This window comes from Bradyrhizobium sp., assembly GCF_030697065.1.
Classification (GTDB): Bacteria; Pseudomonadota; Alphaproteobacteria; order Rhizobiales; family Xanthobacteraceae; genus Bradyrhizobium.
This window is the reverse complement of record NZ_JAUYQU010000131.1, coordinates 14,986-30,170: the sequence shown is the minus strand read 5'-3', so window position 1 is coordinate 30,170 and position 15,185 is coordinate 14,986. Positions and strand designations below refer to the sequence as shown.

Below are 15,185 nucleotides of genomic sequence, written 5' to 3'. Positions count from 1 at the left end.
AGGGTGAGCACGTATAAGCCGTAAACCGTTGCGCGGGGAAAGCCGGATGATCCGGTTGCCCTGTGGTCTACTCGTGCGCTTCTTGTGCACGACCGCGGGTGCGATCGGCGCCCGGCTTTCCCCGCGCCCTCTCTTCTCGAGACGGGCGTGAACTGACGCAAAACCTCGGGCGCATCGCGCCGCGGGAATTGAACGCATGTCCGTCACACCCCCAGCCGTCGTCGCCCGGCTTCACCGGGCGACCCAGTATTCCAAAGGCGCCAGCGACAAAGCCGAGAAGCAGCGGCGTACTGGTTCGCCAGGTCAAGCCGGGCGACGACCGGGTTGGTTGTGGCGAACGCCTTTCCGCTGCCCAGCTCATTCGCGGGAAGGTCAGGAATCCCGATCCAGCACCGGCGGCCGCGAGAGTCCAAAATGCCTGAGCAGTTCCACCATCTCGGCGAGCCGCTTTTCGCGGTAGGCATCGATATCGAGGCCGGCATAATCGAGGAAGCCAGAGCCGGTGCGCATGCCGATGCGGCCGTCGCGCATGTTGCTGGCGATCACCTCGGGCGCGCGGTAGCGGTCGCTGTGCAGCGCGCCCTCGAGATAGCGGCTGGCGTAGTACAGAATGTCGCCGCCGCCCCAGTCGATGAATTCCAGCAGGCCGAGCACGGCGTAGCGAAACCCGAAGCCGTAGCGGATCGCCTTGTCGATATCCTCGGCGCTGGCGACGCCTTCCTCCACCATCCGCGCCGCCTCGTTCATGGCCAGCGCCTGGATCCGCGGCACGATGAAGCCGGGCGTGGCCGCACACACCACCGGCACCTTGCCGATGCCCTCGAGCAGCGCCTTCACGCGCGCGACGACATCGGGATCGGTCGCTGCCCCCGGCGATATCTCGACCAGCGGAATCAGATAGGCCGGGTTGAGCCAGTGCACGTTGAGAAAGCGCCCTGGATTCTCGACGGCGCCGGAGAGATCGTCGACCAGGATCGTGGACGTGGTCGAGGCGATGACGACATCGGGCGCGACGCATCTGGATGCCGCTGCCAGCACCTCGCGCTTGAGGTCGACCACTTCGGGCACGCCTTCGAACACGAGGCCTGCGCCGGCCAGCGCGGCAGCCATGTCGTCCGCGGGTGCCACCGAGACCCGCGCCAGGATCGCCTCGGCGTCAGTGCTGTCGAGCATTCCGAACCGCGCGAGGCTCGCCAGCGTCTTGCCGACCTCACCGAGCGCCTCGGCTTCGAGTTTCGAGAATTGCTCGGCCGAACGGGCCTTGACGTCGAGCATGACGACGGCGTGACCGGCATAGGCAAATGCCACCGCGATGCCGCGGCCCATGCGGCCGGCGCCGAGACAGGCGATCATGGGGCGGGCAGCGGTCATCGCTCAAAATCCATCGTGCAGCAGCGTCTGCAACTCGCCGCGATCGAGGTGGTCGAGACCGAGGGTCGTCAGCGTGCGCCCGCCCTCCAGGAAATCCTCGCCGCAGATGGCGCCGCCGATGGCGAGAAACGAGAACGCCAGCGGCGTCGCCACCCCCACCAGTTCGGCCACGGAGACGAGCAACGACAGCCCGAGCCGCAGATCCTCGCGCATATAGCGGTGCTCCGTCAGCACGATCCGCTCGCGCCAGTCGCCGGAATCGGTCAGGCGGTCGTGCGAGCCGCGGCCATACATCCATTGCTCGCCCTCGCTGGCGTAGTGATGCGCCAGCGGAAAATGCGGGCCGCCATAGCCGAGGCCTTCGCGCACGGCGATGCGTTCGACATCGAGCGCGTCGGTGACCCGGCGGATCGCGGCCTGGGTGCCTTCCTTGTGGATGTCCCAGCGTTCGAAATGTTCGATCGGACCGGCATTCATCACAATCAGCGGAGGATGGATGATCGGGCCGGCATTCATCAGCGCGCCCGACAGCGCATCGCCGCACGGCTCGATCACGCCGGGAAACGCCCGCCCGATCACATCGAGCGCGTGAGGCGCGGTCACCAGCGGGAATACGCCGACCGGCAGCCGCTTGGCGCGGATGGTGATGGCGACTTCGAACGGGCCATGCTTGCGGGTCAGCCATGGCAGCGTCCCGGTCTCGGCAAAGCTGACGCCGGCGGAATTGCCAGCCTCGTGCGCGGCTTTGGCGAAGATCATCGAGCCGAAGGTGGCCGGGGGCAGGAACACGACCTGGCCGTCGGTCAAATGCGGTGCAAGCAATCGCGCGATATCTGGCTGCGCGAAGGCCGGGGCGGGACAGAGGATCAACTCTGCGCCCCCGACAGCCTCGGCGATATCTGTGGTCACCAGCGCCAGCTGGACGTCGTGGCGGCCATTGCTGTCCTTGACGAGGATGCGCGAATCCGCAGCGCGGTGTTGCGCCACCGCTTCCGCATCGCGCCGCCACAGCCTGACGTCATGGCCCTGCAGCGCAAAATCGCCGGCGGCCGCGAAGGAGCCATTGCCGCCGCCGAGTACCGCGATCTTCAAAGCGAGCCTCCTGGTGAAGTGGGGGGAATGTCGAGCTGGCGCAGCATGAAATGCTGCACCTTGCCCAGGGCCGTGCGCGGCAGGTCGTCGACGAACACGATATCGCGCGGCACCTTGAAGCGGGCGAGCTGAGTCAGCACATGCGCCTTCAAACTCTCGGCTTCGACCGAACCGCCGGCCCGCCGGATCACGAAGGCCACCGGCACCTCGTCCCATTTGACGTCGGGCCGGCCGATCACGCCGCATTCGACGACATCGGGATGCTCCAGCAGCACGCGCTCGACCTCGGCCGGATAGACGTTCTCGCCGCCGGAAATGATCAGGTTTTTCTTGCGGTCGTGCACGAAGAAATAGCCGTCGGCATCGCGCAACCCGAGGTCGCCGGTGCGGTACCAGCCGTCGTGCAGCGCCTCGCGCGTGGCCGCCTGATTGCCCCAATATTCATAGAACACGTTGGGGCCGCGCACCGCGATTTCGCCCGGCTTGCCCGGCGGCAGTTCGGCGCCGGTCGCGTCGATGATGGCGGCTTCGCAGCACAAGCCGGGCAGGCCGGTGGAGGCGACACGCGAGAGATCGCCCCCGAGCCTGGTATAGACCGCGATCGGGCAGGTTTCGGTGGAGCCATAGACCTGCAGCACCGGCACCCCGCGCGCGACGAAGCGCTCGATCAGATGCGGCGGCACGATGGTCGATCCGGTCGAGATCGCCTTCAGCGAGGACAGGTCGGTGGAGGCCCAGCCCGGATGCTCGGTCACCGCCTGGATGATCGCCGGTACCAGCACCGTCAGGGTCGGACGGTCGCGCTCGAAAGCGGCGATGGTCGAATCCGGCGTGAAGCGCGCATGGATGGTTACGGTGGCCCCTGCCTGCAGCGCCGGCGTGGTCTGGATGTTGAGGCCGCCGACATGGAAGAACGGCAGCACGGTAAGCACATGATCGTCGGAAGTGAGCCCGTGCATGTGCTGGCTCATGACGGCGTTCCACAGCAACGCCTCCTGCCGCAGCACCGCGCCCTTCGGCCGTCCGGTCGTGCCGGAGGTGTAGACGATCAGCAGCGGGCAGGAGAGGTCGGTATGCGGGTTACGGCCGTCGCCGCGGGCCTGCGCCAGCAGGGCGTCGAAGCCGCGGCCCCCCGGCGGCGCAAAATCCAGCCCGACGACGCTGGCCTCGGGCAGGTTCTGCTCCAGTGCGGGCAGCACACCCGCAAACGCCTGTTCGAGCACCAGTACCTTGATCGAGGCGTCCGACAGGATGAACAATTGTTCGGCCACCGCGAGCCGCCAGTTCAGCGGCACCAGCATGGCGCCGAGCCGCGCGCAGGCATAGAGCAGCACCAGATAGTCTGGCCGGTTCAGGCTGAGGATCGCGACCCGGTCGCCGCGGCTGACGCCGAATTCGGTCTTCAGCGCCCGCGCGGTCTGCGCAATGCGGGCGGCGAGTGCCGCATAGCTGAGGACCTCACCCTCAAAGATGGTCGCGGGCTTGTCCGGCGTGAACGCCGCGTTCCGTTCGATGAGATCGGAGAGGTCCATCGCGAACTAGTCGTCCGTCTCGCCGGTCTCGTAGAGCGCTTCGCGGCCGATGCGGTCGAGACAGAGTTCGGCGGTCCATGGCAGCATCAGCGAACCGCAGCGGCTGTCCCGATAGATCCGCTCCAGCGGCAGCGACTTCAGCATCGCCTGGCCGCCACAGGTGCGGATCGCCAGCGTCGCGATCTCGTTGGCGCCTTCCATGACGGAATATTGCGCGGCGTAAGCGCGCAACACCTGTTCCTTGCCCGGATTGGGGCCGGCTTCGGTGACCGCCTGAAACCAGATCGCCTTGATCTGCTCCAGCTTGATCTGCATCTGCGCCACCGCGATCTGCTTGGTCGGATACATCCGCCGCTTCACCGGCGGCGTACCCGGCACCTCGCCGCGCAGATAGCGCACGGTGAAATCGTAGGCGGCCTGGGCCAGGCCCATATAGGTCGGCGACAGCGTCAGGAACATATGCGGCCAGCGCATCGCCGCCTGGAAGTAGACGCCGCGCGGCATCAGCGCCGCATCCTCGGGCACGAACACGTCCTTGAACAGCAGCGTGCGCGATACCGTGCCGCGCATGCCCAGCGGATCCCAGTCGCCGACCACCGAGATGCCGTCGGCCCTGGCGGGCAGCGCCAGATAGAGCGTGTTGCGGCGGGAGGCCTTCTCGCCTTCGGCGATCTCGGTGCAGAGCACGCCGTAATAATCGGCATGGCCCGCCAGCGAGGCAAAGATCTTCTTGCCGTTCACGAGCCAGCCGCCCTCGACCGGCTTCGCTTCGGTGCCGAACGCGACGCCGCCGGCCGCGGCCGCGCCGCCTTCCGAGAACGGCTGCGAATAGACCGCGCCGTCGTCGACGATACGCCTGTAATGCACGGCGCGCCGTTGCTCGTGTTCGGTGCGGGTGGCGGCGTCCATGTCGAGGTCGTCGGCCAGCGGGCCGGACCACAGCGTCGAACACACATGCATGTTCCAGGTCAGCGCGGTGGCGCCGCAGTAGCGGCCGATTTCGGCGGCGGCCAGCGCATAGGTCTGGTAGTCGGCGCCGAGCCCGCCATGCTTTTTCGGGATGGCGATGCCGAGCAGGCCGGCATGGTGCAGGTCGCGGTAGTTCTCGGTCGGGAATTTCGCCTCGCGGTCATAGGCCGCAGCGCGGCCCGCGAAAACCGCCTGGCCAAGCTGGCGCGCGCGCGCGATGATTCCGGCCTGTTCGTCGTTGAGGCGGAACGCGCGGGGATCGAAGATCGGTGCGTCCAGCACGATACCGTCGATCGCTGTTGCGCTTTTGCCGACTTGTACCGTCATCTTGCCGTCACCCGGGTTGCAGCCACATGAGCCCTGAGGAATTGATCCAGCGCGGCGTTGAACCCGCCGGGCCGCTCCAGATTGGCGAGGTGCCCGACGCCTTCGAGTTCGACGTAGGTGGCCCCTGGAATGTAGGTCGCCATCTTCGCCATCATCGGCGCCGGCGCATTGTTGTCCTTCGAGCCCGACAGCACCAGCGTCGGCACCGCGATGTTCTTGAGGGCATGGCGCTGATCAAACCCCAGCAGCGCCAGCATGGTGGCGCGATAGGTCGCCTCGGGAACGGCGGCCATGCAGTCGCGCGCAAGCACCATGCCGCCGGCGTCGGGTTCGTCACCGACCAATTCCTTCACCAGGGTCGGGGCCAGCGAGACCATGGTTTCGCCGCGGTCGAGCGGGCCGAGCCGCGCGTCGATGAAGGATTTCTGCCAATCGCCGTCCGGCTTGCCGAATGCGGGGCTGGTCTGCGCCAGCACCACGGCGCCGGCGATTTCAGGGCTGTCCGCCAGCAATTGCTGCACGATCATGCCGCCGATCGAATGTCCGACCAGAACGGGTTTTGTGGCGCCGACCTGCCGCAGGAAATCCCGCAAGGCGTCGGCAAGGGCGGCAATGCTGACGGCGGCAAGCGATGCCGAGCCGCCATAGCCCGGCATATCCCAGGCGATGGCGCGATATCGATCGCTGAAGGCCTCGATCTGGCCGCGCCAGGCCCGCGCCGCGCCGCCGATCCCGTGCAGGAACACGAGCGGCGGCAAAGCCGCATCCCCGGTCGCTTCATAGCCGAAGCGGCCATCCCCGGTTTTCATGGGCGCAGAATCGGGCAAGCCGGACCTCCGGTAATGTGGGGCCTGCCGATGCCAGCAGGCGCGCATGCGGCGGACCGACGCTACCTGCGGCGCCCGCCCTGTCAAGCTTATCGCGCCGCGGTTTCTTGCAAAAGCTTGAAGTTTAAAATATATCGGAAAGCAGCGTCGAACAACTCGCTCCGGGGAAGCCGCTGATGTCTGGATTGCCGCATTCCCCGCATGCGCTCGTCACCGGTGGCGGACGCGGCATCGGCCGCGAGATCGCGTCCGCGCTGGCGCGCGCGGGGGCAACGGTCACCGTGCTCGGCCGCAATCGCGCGACCCTGGATGAAGCCGTCGCCGCCGGGGCTGCGCATTTTGCTGTTGTGGCCGACGTGGCGGACCAGGCCGCCGTCAGCGCCGCCATTGCGGAAGCGGCGGCCCGTCAGCCGATCGATATCCTGATCGCGAACGCCGGCAGCGCCGAATCCGCGCCGTTCGGCAAATCCGATGCGGCGCTGTTCCGGCGCATGATGGATATCAACTTCATGGGTGTGGTTCACACCATCCAGGCGGCGCTGCCGTCGATGAAGGAACGGCCTTATGGACGGATCGTCGCGGTGGCATCGACCGCCGGTCTCAAGGGCTATGCCTATGTCAGCGCCTACAGCGCCGCAAAACATGCGGTTGTCGGGTTGGTGCGCTCGCTGGCGCTGGAACTGGCCGGCACGCGCGTAACCGTCAATGCGGTGTGCCCGGGGTTCACCGATACCGACCTCGTGGCCGGCAGCATCGACAACATCATGAAGAAGACCGGCCGCAGCCGCGAGCAGGCGATCGCCGAACTTTCGAAGCACAATCCGCAGGGCCGGCTCGTGACTCCGGCGGAAGTCGCCGATAGCGTGCTCTGGCTGTGCGGCGAGGGTGCGAGCGCTGTTACAGGACAGGCCATCGCGGTAGCCGGTGGCGAGATTTGAATCGCCGATCTTGATCCCGTCATTGCGAGCGAAGCGAAGCAATCCAGCTTGTTCCTCGAAGCACTAACAAAAGATGGATTGCTTCGTCGCAAGAGCTCCTCGCAATGACGAAAACAAACAAAAGGCAAACCCGATGAACCGTCCCGCCAATCCCGTCACGCTGCCGCTGTCCGCCTATTCGCCGAAGCATTTCCTGCTGGGAGTGACGGACGGCGTCGCCACGGTGACGCTGAACCGCCCCGAGCGTAAGAATCCGCTGACCTTCGAGAGCTACCGCGAACTGACGGATTTCTTCCGGGCCTGCGCCATGGACGACGACGTCAAGACCATCGTGGTATCGGGAGCCGGCGGCAATTTTTCCTCGGGCGGCGATGTGTTCGAGATCATCGGACCGCTGGTCAAGATGGATACCAGGGGCCTCACCGCCTTCACCCGCATGACCGGCGATCTGGTCAAGGCGATGCGGGCCTGTCCGCAGCCGGTCGTTGCGGCGGTCGAGGGCATCTGCGCCGGCGCGGGCGCGATCGTCGCGATGGCGTCCGACCTGCGCCTGGCCGCCACCGGCGCCAAGGTCGCGTTCCTGTTCAACAAGGTCGGCCTCGCCGGCTGCGACATGGGCGCCTGCGCGATCCTGCCGCGCATCATCGGGCAATCGCGCGCTTCGGAGCTGCTCTATACCGGCCGCTTCATGACCGCTGAGGAGGGCGAGCGCTGGGGTTTCTTCAGCCGCATCGTCGCGCCGGCTGAGGTATTGCCCCAGGCGCAGCTTCTGGCCAGGCAGATCACGGAGGGACCGACTTTCGCCAACACCATGACCAAGCGCATGCTGGCGATGGAATGGGCGATGTCGGTGGAGGAGGCGATCGAAGCCGAGGCGGTGGCGCAGGCGCTGTGCATGACGACGGCGGACTTTGCCCGCGCATTCGAGGCGTTTTCCAACAAGGCCAAGCCGGTATTCCAGGGGAATTGAGCGGAGGCTCTCATGAAAATCGCGATCATCGGTGGCGGACCGGCCGGTCTCTATGCGGCGATCCTGCTGAAAAAGCAGCGGCCGGAAGCCGAGATCACGGTCTACGAGCGCAATCGCGCCGACGACACCTTCGGCTTCGGCGTGGTGTTCTCCGACGCGACGCTCGACAACTTCGAAAAATACGATGCCCCGAGCTATCGCCGCATCACCGAGCAATTCGCCTATTGGGACGACATCGCGGTGCACTTCCGGGGCACGGTGCACCGGGTCGGCGGCAACGGGTTCTGCGGCTGCTCGCGCCGCACGCTGCTGCTGATCCTGCAGGAGCGGGCGCGTGAACTCGGCGTTACCCTGCTGTTCGAGGCCGACATAACCGACGAAGCCCACTTTGCCGATGCCGATCTGGTGGTGGTGGCCGACGGCATCAACAGCCGCTTCCGGGAAAAATATGTCGAGCATTTCCAGCCCGAGGTGGATCTGCGCTCCAACAAGTTCGCCTGGATGGGCTCGACCCGCCCGCTCGATGCCTTCACGTTCATCTTTCAGGAGACCGAGTGGGGTCCCTTCATCGCCCACGCCTACCAGTATGAGGCGGGACGCTCGACCTGGATCTTCGAGACCGATCCCGCGACGTTCAAGAGCGCCGGGCTCGAGGGCCTGAGCGAGCAGCAATCCGCCGACCGGATGGCCGAGATTTTCGGCTGGTTCCTCGAAGGGCATCCGCTGCTGATCAACCGCTCGATGTGGCGAAATTTTCCGATGATCCGCAGCAAGCGCTGGGTCAGGGACAACATGGTACTGCTCGGCGATGCCAAGGCGACCGCGCATTTCTCGATCGGCTCCGGCACCAAGCTCGCGATGGAAGACGCCATCGCGCTGGCGGAGGCGATGCATCGCGCGCCCACGGTCGAAGCCGCCTTGAGCCATTACGAACACGGGCGCCGCGAGGAGGTCGAGAAAACCCAGCACGCCGCCGATGTGTCACTGGTCTGGTTCGAGCATGTCGACCGATTCTGGGATTTTGACCCGGTCCAGTTTGCCTTCGGCGTCATGACGCGCGCCAAGGCCATCACCTATGACAATCTCACATTGCGCGCACCAGATTTTGTTGGTGAGGTCGACAAGGCTTTCGCGAAGCAGGTCCGCGCAACGGGTTTCGACGTCCGTGTCGACAAGCCGGTGGCGCCGATGTTCCAGCCGCTGCGGCTGCGCGAAATGAAACTGGCAAATCGCGCGGTGGTGTCGCCGATGTGCATGTATTCCGCCAAGGAGGGTGTGCCCGGCGATTTCCATCTGGTGCATTACGGCTCGCGCGCGATCGGCGGCGCCGGGCTGCTATTCACCGAAATGACCTGTGTCTCCAGAGACGCCCGCATTACGCCCGGCTGCGCCGGATTGTGGAACGACGAGCAGGAGAGCGCGTGGCGGCGCATCGTCGATTTCGTTCATGCCAACTCGGCCGCGAAGATCGCCCTGCAACTCGGCCATGCCGGCCGCAAGGGCGCCACCAAGCTGATGTGGGACGGCATGGACCGTCCGCTGGAGCAGGGCGGCTGGGACATCGTTTCGGCGTCGCCGCTCCCGTATTTTCCCGACAGCCAGTTGCCGCGCGAGATGGACCGTGCGGCGATGGATGCGGTCAAGGCCGCGTTCGTCCAGGCTGCCGGGCGCGGCGAGCGCTGCGGCTTCGACATGCTGGAACTGCATTGCGCCCACGGCTACCTGCTGGCGAGTTTCATTTCGCCGCTGACCAACCGGCGCACCGACGCCTATGGCGGCTCGCTGCAAAATCGCCTGCGCTTTCCGCTCGAGGTGTTCGAGGCGCTGCGGGAGGCGTGGCCGGCGCACAAGCCGATGTCGGTCCGCATCTCCGCCACCGACTGGGCGGAAGGCGGCATCACCGGCGACGACGCCGTTGAGATCGCGCGCGCCTTCGCCGAGGCCGGCGTCGACCTGATCGACGTCTCCACCGGACAGACCGTGCGTGACTCCCAGCCGGTCTATGGCCGCATGTTCCAGACCCCGTTCTCCGAACAGGTCCGCAACGAGGCGCGGATCGCCACCATGTGCGTCGGCAACATCACGACGCCGGACCAGATCAATACCATCCTGGCCGCCGGTCGCGCCGATCTGGTGGCGCTGGGGCGTCCGCATCTGGTCGACCCCTCGTTTACGCTGAAGGCGGCGGCCTGGTATGGCGCCGAGGTTGCTTGCCCGCCGCAATATCTCCCCGGCAAGGAGCAGATTTTCCGCAACAGCGTGCGTGAGAGGCAGGATTTTGACGATCTGAAGATCAAGGCCAAGCCGAAGACACGGGCCGAGCTGAAGGCGGAGGCGACAAAGCCGCTTGCGGCAGAGTGACCCTGCATGCGAGGTTTGGGGCCTTCGCATGGCGTTTCGGTAGCAGTGGAGTAGGCGATGAAGGCAATTATCGTCGGCGGCGGTATTGGCGGCCTTACCACCGCGCTGATGTTGCGGGCGCGCGGCATCGGCTGCGAGCTGTTCGAGCAGTCGGACTCGATCCGCGAACTCGGCGTCGGCATCAACACCCTGCCGCATGCCATCCGCGAACTCGCGGGGCTCGGCCTGCTGCCGGCGCTGGATGAGGTCGCGATCCGCACGCACGAGCTTTATTATCTCAATCGCCATGGCCAGGAAGTCTGGCGCGAACCCCGCGGCATCGACGCCGGCCACGACGTGCCGCAATTCTCGATCCACCGCGGCCGGCTGCAGAGCGTGATCCACCGCGCCGTCGAGGAGCGGCTCGGCCATGACGCCATTCACACCGGCTGCAGGCTGGGAGCGTTCACCCAGGACGAGGGCGGCGTGACCGCGTATTTTTTCGATCGCACGGGATCGCATACCAGGACTGTCCGCGGCGACATCCTGGTTGGCGCCGACGGCATTCATTCGCGGGTACGCGAGATGCTGTTTCCGGCGGAAGGGCCGCCGTGCTGGAACGGGCTGATGCTGTGGCGCGGTGCGCGCGACTGGCCGATGTTCTTGAGCGGCCGGTCGATGATCGTCGCCGGCGGCCTGAACGCCAAGGTCGTGGTCTATCCGATCGCGGAGGGATCGAGCCCGGCGAGCCGCCTGACCAATTGGGCGGTGCTGGTGAAGGTCGGCGAAGGCAACGTCCCGCCGCCGCGCCGCGAGGACTGGTCGCGGCCCGGCAAGCGCGAGGAACTGATGCCGCATGTCGCGCGGTTCACGGTGCCGCATGTAGCGGTGCCCAATTTGATCGCGGCGACGCCTGAGTTCTACGAGTATCCGTGCTGCGATCGCGACCCGTTGCCCTATTGGTGCAGCGGCCGCGTCACGCTGCTCGGCGACGCCGCGCACCCGATGTATCCGGTGGGATCGAACGGCGCCTCGCAGGCCATTCTCGACGCCCGATGCCTCGCCGATGCGCTGGCGCGTTCTGAGCACCCGCGCCAGGCGCTGCTGGCCTACGAGCAGAAGCGGTTGCCGATGACGGCCGACATCGTACGCGCCAACCGCCGCGGCGGGCCGGAAGGCGTGATCGATGCGGTCGAGCAGCTGGCGCCCGACGGTTTCGATAACGTCGAGAATGTCCTGAGCTACGCCCAGCGCGAGGCGATCGTGCGGGGCTATGCCAGCAAGGCCGGTTTTGCGGCGGTGCCGGGACTGGCGGCGGTGAGGGCGTAGCTTTTCAACATCGTCATTGCGAAGAGCGTAGCGACGTAGCAATCCAGTTTTCTTGCTTGCCGTAAAATGGATTGCTTCGCTGCGGTCGCAATGACGCTGTTAAAGTGTCGCGTGTTGGCCCTCATGCCCCCGGGGGCGGCGGGAGGAAGTGGATGTTGTATTCGGCGGCCATCGCCACGACGTCGTCCGGCTTCTGCTCCTTCATGTTGTGCAGTCCCCAGAACAGGTCGTAGAGTTTGCGGGTCGGCGAGACCCAGAACAGCACCTTCGCGGTTTGATCCGACTTGTTGAAGATGCCGTGGGGAACGCCCATTCCGAGGCGGATCAGATCGCCCGCGCTCGCCTGGGCTTCGGCACCGCCGAGCATGAAATCGAGCTTGCCCTCCAGCATGTAGAGGTATTCGTCCTGGTCCGGGTGAATATGCGGCGGCACGAAAGTGCCCGGCGGCAGCGTCGCGTGCCACGAGAAGCAATGCTCGGTGCGGTTCTTCGGCACGTAGGTCTGGCCCAGAATATTCCAGGAAATGCCCTGCATGCCCTCATTGGCCCGGGTGATGCCGGTGATCTCGCTTGTCATTGTTGTTTCCCCCTGCTGGCTTATTTTGCCGGTACGCAATCCTTGGCGTAACGGTCGCCGTAGTTCTCGAACACCTTCTCGGCGATTTCGGTCTGGAATTTTCCGTCCGGCCGCTTCGCCACCCTGGTCAGGTAGAAATTCTGGATCGGGTAGCCATTGGTGTTGAATTTGAAGCTTCCGCGCAGCGAGGTGAAGTCGGCTTTCCTCAACGCTGCTGAGACCGCTTCCTTGTTCGAAAGATCGCCCTTGACCGCCTTGACGGCGCTGTCGATCAGCATGGCCGTATCGTAGGCCTGCATGGCATAGGTGCCTGGCACGATGTTGTAGGCGGCCTCATAGCCGGCGACGAATTTCCTGTTCTGCGGATTGTCGAGATTGGGCGCCCAGTTCGACCCGCCGAACATGCCGACCGCGGCGTCCTGCTGCGCCGGCAGCGTCGATTCATCGACCGTGAACGCCGAGAGAACGGGAATCTTGTCAGCGAGGCCGGCTTGCCTGTATTGCCTCACCAGTGTCACGCCCATGCCGCCCGGCATGAAGGTAAACACGGCGTCGGGCTTCAGTGACGCAATCTTGGAGAGTTCGACCTGGAAATCCAGGGTGTTGAGCGGCAGATAGGACTCCTCGACGATTTCCCCCTTGTAGTCGAGCTTGAACCCGGCGACGGAATCCTTGCCGGCCTGATAATTCGGCACCATGATGTAGACGCGCTTGTAGCCGCGGTCCTGCGCAACCTTGCCAAGGACCTCGTGCACCTGGTCGTTCTGATAGGAGGTGGCGTAGAAGAACGGGTTGCAGTTCTTGCCGGCAAAACTGGAGGGGCCGGCATTCGGGCTGATCAGGAACGTTTTGGTGTCCGTCACCGGCTTGTGGATCGCCTGCAGGATGTTGGAGAAAATCGGTCCCACGACGAAGTCGACCTTGTCGCGTTCGAGCAGGCCCTTGACCTTGGTGACGGCGCCGTCCGGCTTGAGTTCATCGTCGACCGCCACGATCTCGACGTCCCGGCCCCCCATCTTGCCGCCGAGATCCTTGACCGCGAGCGTGAAGCCGTCGCGAACCTGTTGGCCGAGCGCCGCCGGCGGACCTGACAGCGTCACGATCACGCCTATCTTGAGTTTTTCCTGCGCGATCGCCTGGCCGGCTGCAACGCTCAACAGGACCGACAGTCCCGCCAGTTTCAAATGCTGTTTCATGAATTCTCCTTGATCGGCGACGGGCGTGCCGCCGAAATCCACGCCAAGCCGGATCCATTTTTTCCGGTCCAAGCCTATTCCGATGATGGCCATTGCCGCAAGCGCGGTTGCGACAGGTTCAAGCCATGCACGGCAAACCATGCAAACCCTACGCCAATTGCTTGAAGCCTAAACAAATGCAACAATTGCAGCCGGCGCCGCCATCGTTGCTTCCGGCGAGCGCTTTCGGACAGGCAAGACAGAGATAAGATCACATCATGATCCTTGATTCCGAGACCAAGGCAGTCGAGCTTCCGGAAGATCACGGCGACGAAATCAGGTTGTGGCTGCGCCTGCTGACCTGCACGACCCTGATCGAGGGCGAGGTGCGCGGACGGCTGCGCGAGCGGTTCGATGTCACCCTGCCGCGCTTCGATCTGATGGCCCAACTCGACAAGGTTCCTGACGGCATGACTCTGTCGGATGTCTCGAAGCGGATGATGGTTTCGAATGGCAACGTCACCGGGCTGGTGGAGCGGCTGGTCGAATCCGGCCACCTCGACCGGCGCACCTCCGACACCGACCGGCGCGTCCAGGTGATCCGCTTGACCAAGGCCGGCCGCGCCGAGTTTCGCCGGATGGCGGCGGAGCATCAGCTCTGGATATCGGATATATTTTCGGACCTTTCGCCGAAAGACGTTCGCGAATTGATGCGGCTGCTGGCCAAAACCAAGGGCTCGGCGCGAAAGGCTGCGCAGAAGCGCGCACTCCAGGCGTGAGTGCGCCGGTCGACTATGAGGCCGAGTACAACAACCGGGCGCGGGTCCCGGAGAACCCTGCACTTATCGCGGGCTGGGCGAGGGACGCGGCGGCCTATCGCGGGCGGCAGCCCCCACGCCTGATCCGCTATGGAGCCGGCGCGCGCAACGTGATCGACTATTTTCCGGGCAACCATGACGGGCCGGTCGTCGTCTTCATCCATGGCGGATACTGGCAGGCGCTGGATAGTTCGTTTTTCAGCCATCTGGCCGGCGGGCTGAATGCGCATGGCATCGGGGTTGCTATTCCAACCTACGACCTTTGCCCCGATGTCAGCGTTGAAAGCATCATCGCCGAGATGCGAGTGGCCTGCCGCGAACTGGGGCGGCTCGGATGCTCCCTCGTCGTGAGCGGTCATTCTGCCGGCGGGCACCTCGCTGCCTGCATGCTGGCGACCGACTGGACGGCTGTCGATGCCTCGCTGCCGCGAAACCTCGTGCCGTCGGCCTATTCCATTTCCGGCTTGTTCGATCTCGGACCGCTGGTCGAGACGTCGATCAACCGCGCATTGCTCCTCGATGCCGCGGCCGCCAGGGCCGCAAGTCCGCTGTTCTGGACTGCGCCCGCGGACAGGAGTCTCGATGCGGTGGTGGGAGAGAATGAAAGTGCCGAGTATTTGCGGCAAAGCCGGACCATCGTCGAAGTATGGGGTGCCGCCGGCGTCATTACACGGTTCGGCTTGGTGGCCGGGGCCAACCATTTTACCGCCATCGCCCCGCTCGCCGATCCGGCTTCGCCGATGGTATCGCGCCTGAAGCAGCTGGCGGGGCGCTAGGTTAGGAAAGTTCCGGCTTGCGCAGATTTGGCCTATTGCGCCAGATTACTTTAAGTATAAAATGTTTTGGAATGGTCCGCTGCCGGACGGCCTGGATGTTGGTCACAACCCTTTCATCCCGCATACCGGGACGATGGAGGCGAT

At 65.1% G+C, this 15,185-nt stretch carries 13 protein-coding genes; 6 read left to right on the top strand and 7 right to left on the bottom strand.

Going from position 1 to position 15,185, the window contains the following annotated elements:
* Positions 1-372 precede the first annotated feature (372 nt).
* The 5 genes from Q8R73_RS10845 to Q8R73_RS10825 are packed head-to-tail and all read right to left on the bottom strand — an operon-like array spanning position 373 to position 6,100.
* The gene (locus Q8R73_RS10845) at positions 373-1,371 is read right to left on the bottom strand and encodes a 3-hydroxybutyryl-CoA dehydrogenase (RefSeq protein WP_305719544.1); all 999 of its coding nucleotides are present in this window, start codon (positions 1,369-1,371) and stop codon (positions 373-375) included.
* 3 nt (positions 1,372-1,374) lie between these two features.
* Positions 1,375-2,463: an NAD/NADP-dependent octopine/nopaline dehydrogenase family protein gene (locus tag Q8R73_RS10840; protein WP_305719543.1), complete on the bottom strand. Its 1,089-nt coding sequence runs from the start codon at positions 2,461-2,463 to the stop codon at positions 1,375-1,377.
* A complete protein-coding gene (locus tag Q8R73_RS10835) occupies positions 2,460-3,995 on the bottom strand; it encodes a class I adenylate-forming enzyme family protein (RefSeq protein WP_305719542.1) in 1,536 nt (511 codons plus the stop codon). The genes Q8R73_RS10840 and Q8R73_RS10835 overlap by 4 nt, the downstream gene beginning before the upstream one ends.
* Before the next feature lie 6 nt (positions 3,996-4,001).
* Positions 4,002-5,291, bottom strand: coding sequence for an acyl-CoA dehydrogenase family protein (locus Q8R73_RS10830; RefSeq protein ID WP_305719541.1), 1,290 nt, complete (start codon positions 5,289-5,291; stop codon positions 4,002-4,004).
* Positions 5,288-6,100 (bottom strand): alpha/beta fold hydrolase, encoded by an 813-nt coding sequence (locus Q8R73_RS10825; protein WP_305719540.1) that lies wholly within the window; start codon positions 6,098-6,100, stop codon positions 5,288-5,290. The genes Q8R73_RS10830 and Q8R73_RS10825 overlap by 4 nt, the downstream gene beginning before the upstream one ends.
* A 194-nt stretch (positions 6,101-6,294) precedes the next feature.
* On the opposite strand from Q8R73_RS10825, the gene Q8R73_RS10820 reads away from it, so the two are divergent.
* The 4 genes from Q8R73_RS10820 to Q8R73_RS10805 all read left to right on the top strand — a co-directional run bounded on the left by Q8R73_RS10820 (position 6,295) and on the right by Q8R73_RS10805 (position 11,695).
* Positions 6,295-7,056, top strand: coding sequence for an SDR family NAD(P)-dependent oxidoreductase (locus Q8R73_RS10820; RefSeq protein ID WP_305719539.1), 762 nt, complete (start codon positions 6,295-6,297; stop codon positions 7,054-7,056).
* A gap of 133 nt (positions 7,057-7,189) precedes the next feature.
* Positions 7,190-8,026, top strand: a complete 837-nt coding sequence (locus tag Q8R73_RS10815) for an enoyl-CoA hydratase family protein (RefSeq protein ID WP_305719538.1) — start codon at positions 7,190-7,192, stop codon at positions 8,024-8,026.
* A gap of 12 nt (positions 8,027-8,038) precedes the next feature.
* Positions 8,039-10,387, top strand: coding sequence for a bifunctional salicylyl-CoA 5-hydroxylase/oxidoreductase (locus tag Q8R73_RS10810; protein WP_305719537.1), 2,349 nt, complete (start codon positions 8,039-8,041; stop codon positions 10,385-10,387).
* A gap of 57 nt (positions 10,388-10,444) precedes the next feature.
* The gene (locus Q8R73_RS10805) at positions 10,445-11,695 is read left to right on the top strand and encodes a flavin-dependent oxidoreductase (protein ID WP_305719536.1); all 1,251 of its coding nucleotides are present in this window, start codon (positions 10,445-10,447) and stop codon (positions 11,693-11,695) included.
* A 121-nt stretch (positions 11,696-11,816) separates the two neighbouring features.
* On the opposite strand, the gene Q8R73_RS10800 is transcribed toward Q8R73_RS10805, so the two are convergent.
* Positions 11,817-12,272: a cupin domain-containing protein gene (locus Q8R73_RS10800; RefSeq protein WP_305719535.1), complete on the bottom strand. Its 456-nt coding sequence runs from the start codon at positions 12,270-12,272 to the stop codon at positions 11,817-11,819.
* A gap of 20 nt (positions 12,273-12,292) precedes the next feature.
* Entirely contained in the window at positions 12,293-13,468 is a 1,176-nt protein-coding gene (locus Q8R73_RS10795; RefSeq protein WP_305719534.1) for an ABC transporter substrate-binding protein, read from the bottom strand.
* A 257-nt stretch (positions 13,469-13,725) separates the two neighbouring features.
* On the opposite strand from Q8R73_RS10795, the gene Q8R73_RS10790 reads away from it, so the two are divergent.
* Both Q8R73_RS10790 and Q8R73_RS10785 read left to right on the top strand, forming a co-directional pair.
* Complete coding sequence (locus Q8R73_RS10790) at positions 13,726-14,226, top strand: MarR family winged helix-turn-helix transcriptional regulator (protein WP_305719533.1); 501 nt, start codon at positions 13,726-13,728, stop codon at positions 14,224-14,226.
* A complete protein-coding gene (locus Q8R73_RS10785; RefSeq protein ID WP_305719532.1) occupies positions 14,223-15,041 on the top strand; it encodes an alpha/beta hydrolase in 819 nt (272 codons plus the stop codon). Before Q8R73_RS10790 ends, Q8R73_RS10785 begins: the two co-directional genes overlap by 4 nt.
* The last annotated feature ends 144 nt before the right edge of the window (positions 15,042-15,185 follow it).

Bases quoted from the DNA above. Each gene is read 5' to 3' on its own strand.
- Q8R73_RS10845 (WP_305719544.1), bottom strand. From the start codon at position 1,371: ATGACCGCTGCCCGCCCCATGATCGCCTGTCTCGGCGCCGGCCGCATG.
- Q8R73_RS10835 (WP_305719542.1), bottom strand. From the start codon at position 3,995: ATGGACCTCTCCGATCTCATCGAACGGAACGCGGCGTTCACGCCGGAC.
- Q8R73_RS10830 (WP_305719541.1), bottom strand. From the start codon at position 5,291: ATGACGGTACAAGTCGGCAAAAGCGCAACAGCGATCGACGGTATCGTG.
- Q8R73_RS10825 (WP_305719540.1), bottom strand. From the start codon at position 6,100: ATGAAAACCGGGGATGGCCGCTTCGGCTATGAAGCGACCGGGGATGCG.
- Q8R73_RS10820 (WP_305719539.1), top strand. From the start codon at position 6,295: ATGTCTGGATTGCCGCATTCCCCGCATGCGCTCGTCACCGGTGGCGGA.
- Q8R73_RS10815 (WP_305719538.1), top strand. From the start codon at position 7,190: ATGAACCGTCCCGCCAATCCCGTCACGCTGCCGCTGTCCGCCTATTCG.
- Q8R73_RS10810 (WP_305719537.1), top strand. From the start codon at position 8,039: ATGAAAATCGCGATCATCGGTGGCGGACCGGCCGGTCTCTATGCGGCG.
- Q8R73_RS10805 (WP_305719536.1), top strand. From the start codon at position 10,445: ATGAAGGCAATTATCGTCGGCGGCGGTATTGGCGGCCTTACCACCGCG.
- Q8R73_RS10800 (WP_305719535.1), bottom strand. From the start codon at position 12,272: ATGACAAGCGAGATCACCGGCATCACCCGGGCCAATGAGGGCATGCAG.
- Q8R73_RS10795 (WP_305719534.1), bottom strand. From the start codon at position 13,468: ATGAAACAGCATTTGAAACTGGCGGGACTGTCGGTCCTGTTGAGCGTT.
- Q8R73_RS10790 (WP_305719533.1), top strand. From the start codon at position 13,726: ATGATCCTTGATTCCGAGACCAAGGCAGTCGAGCTTCCGGAAGATCAC.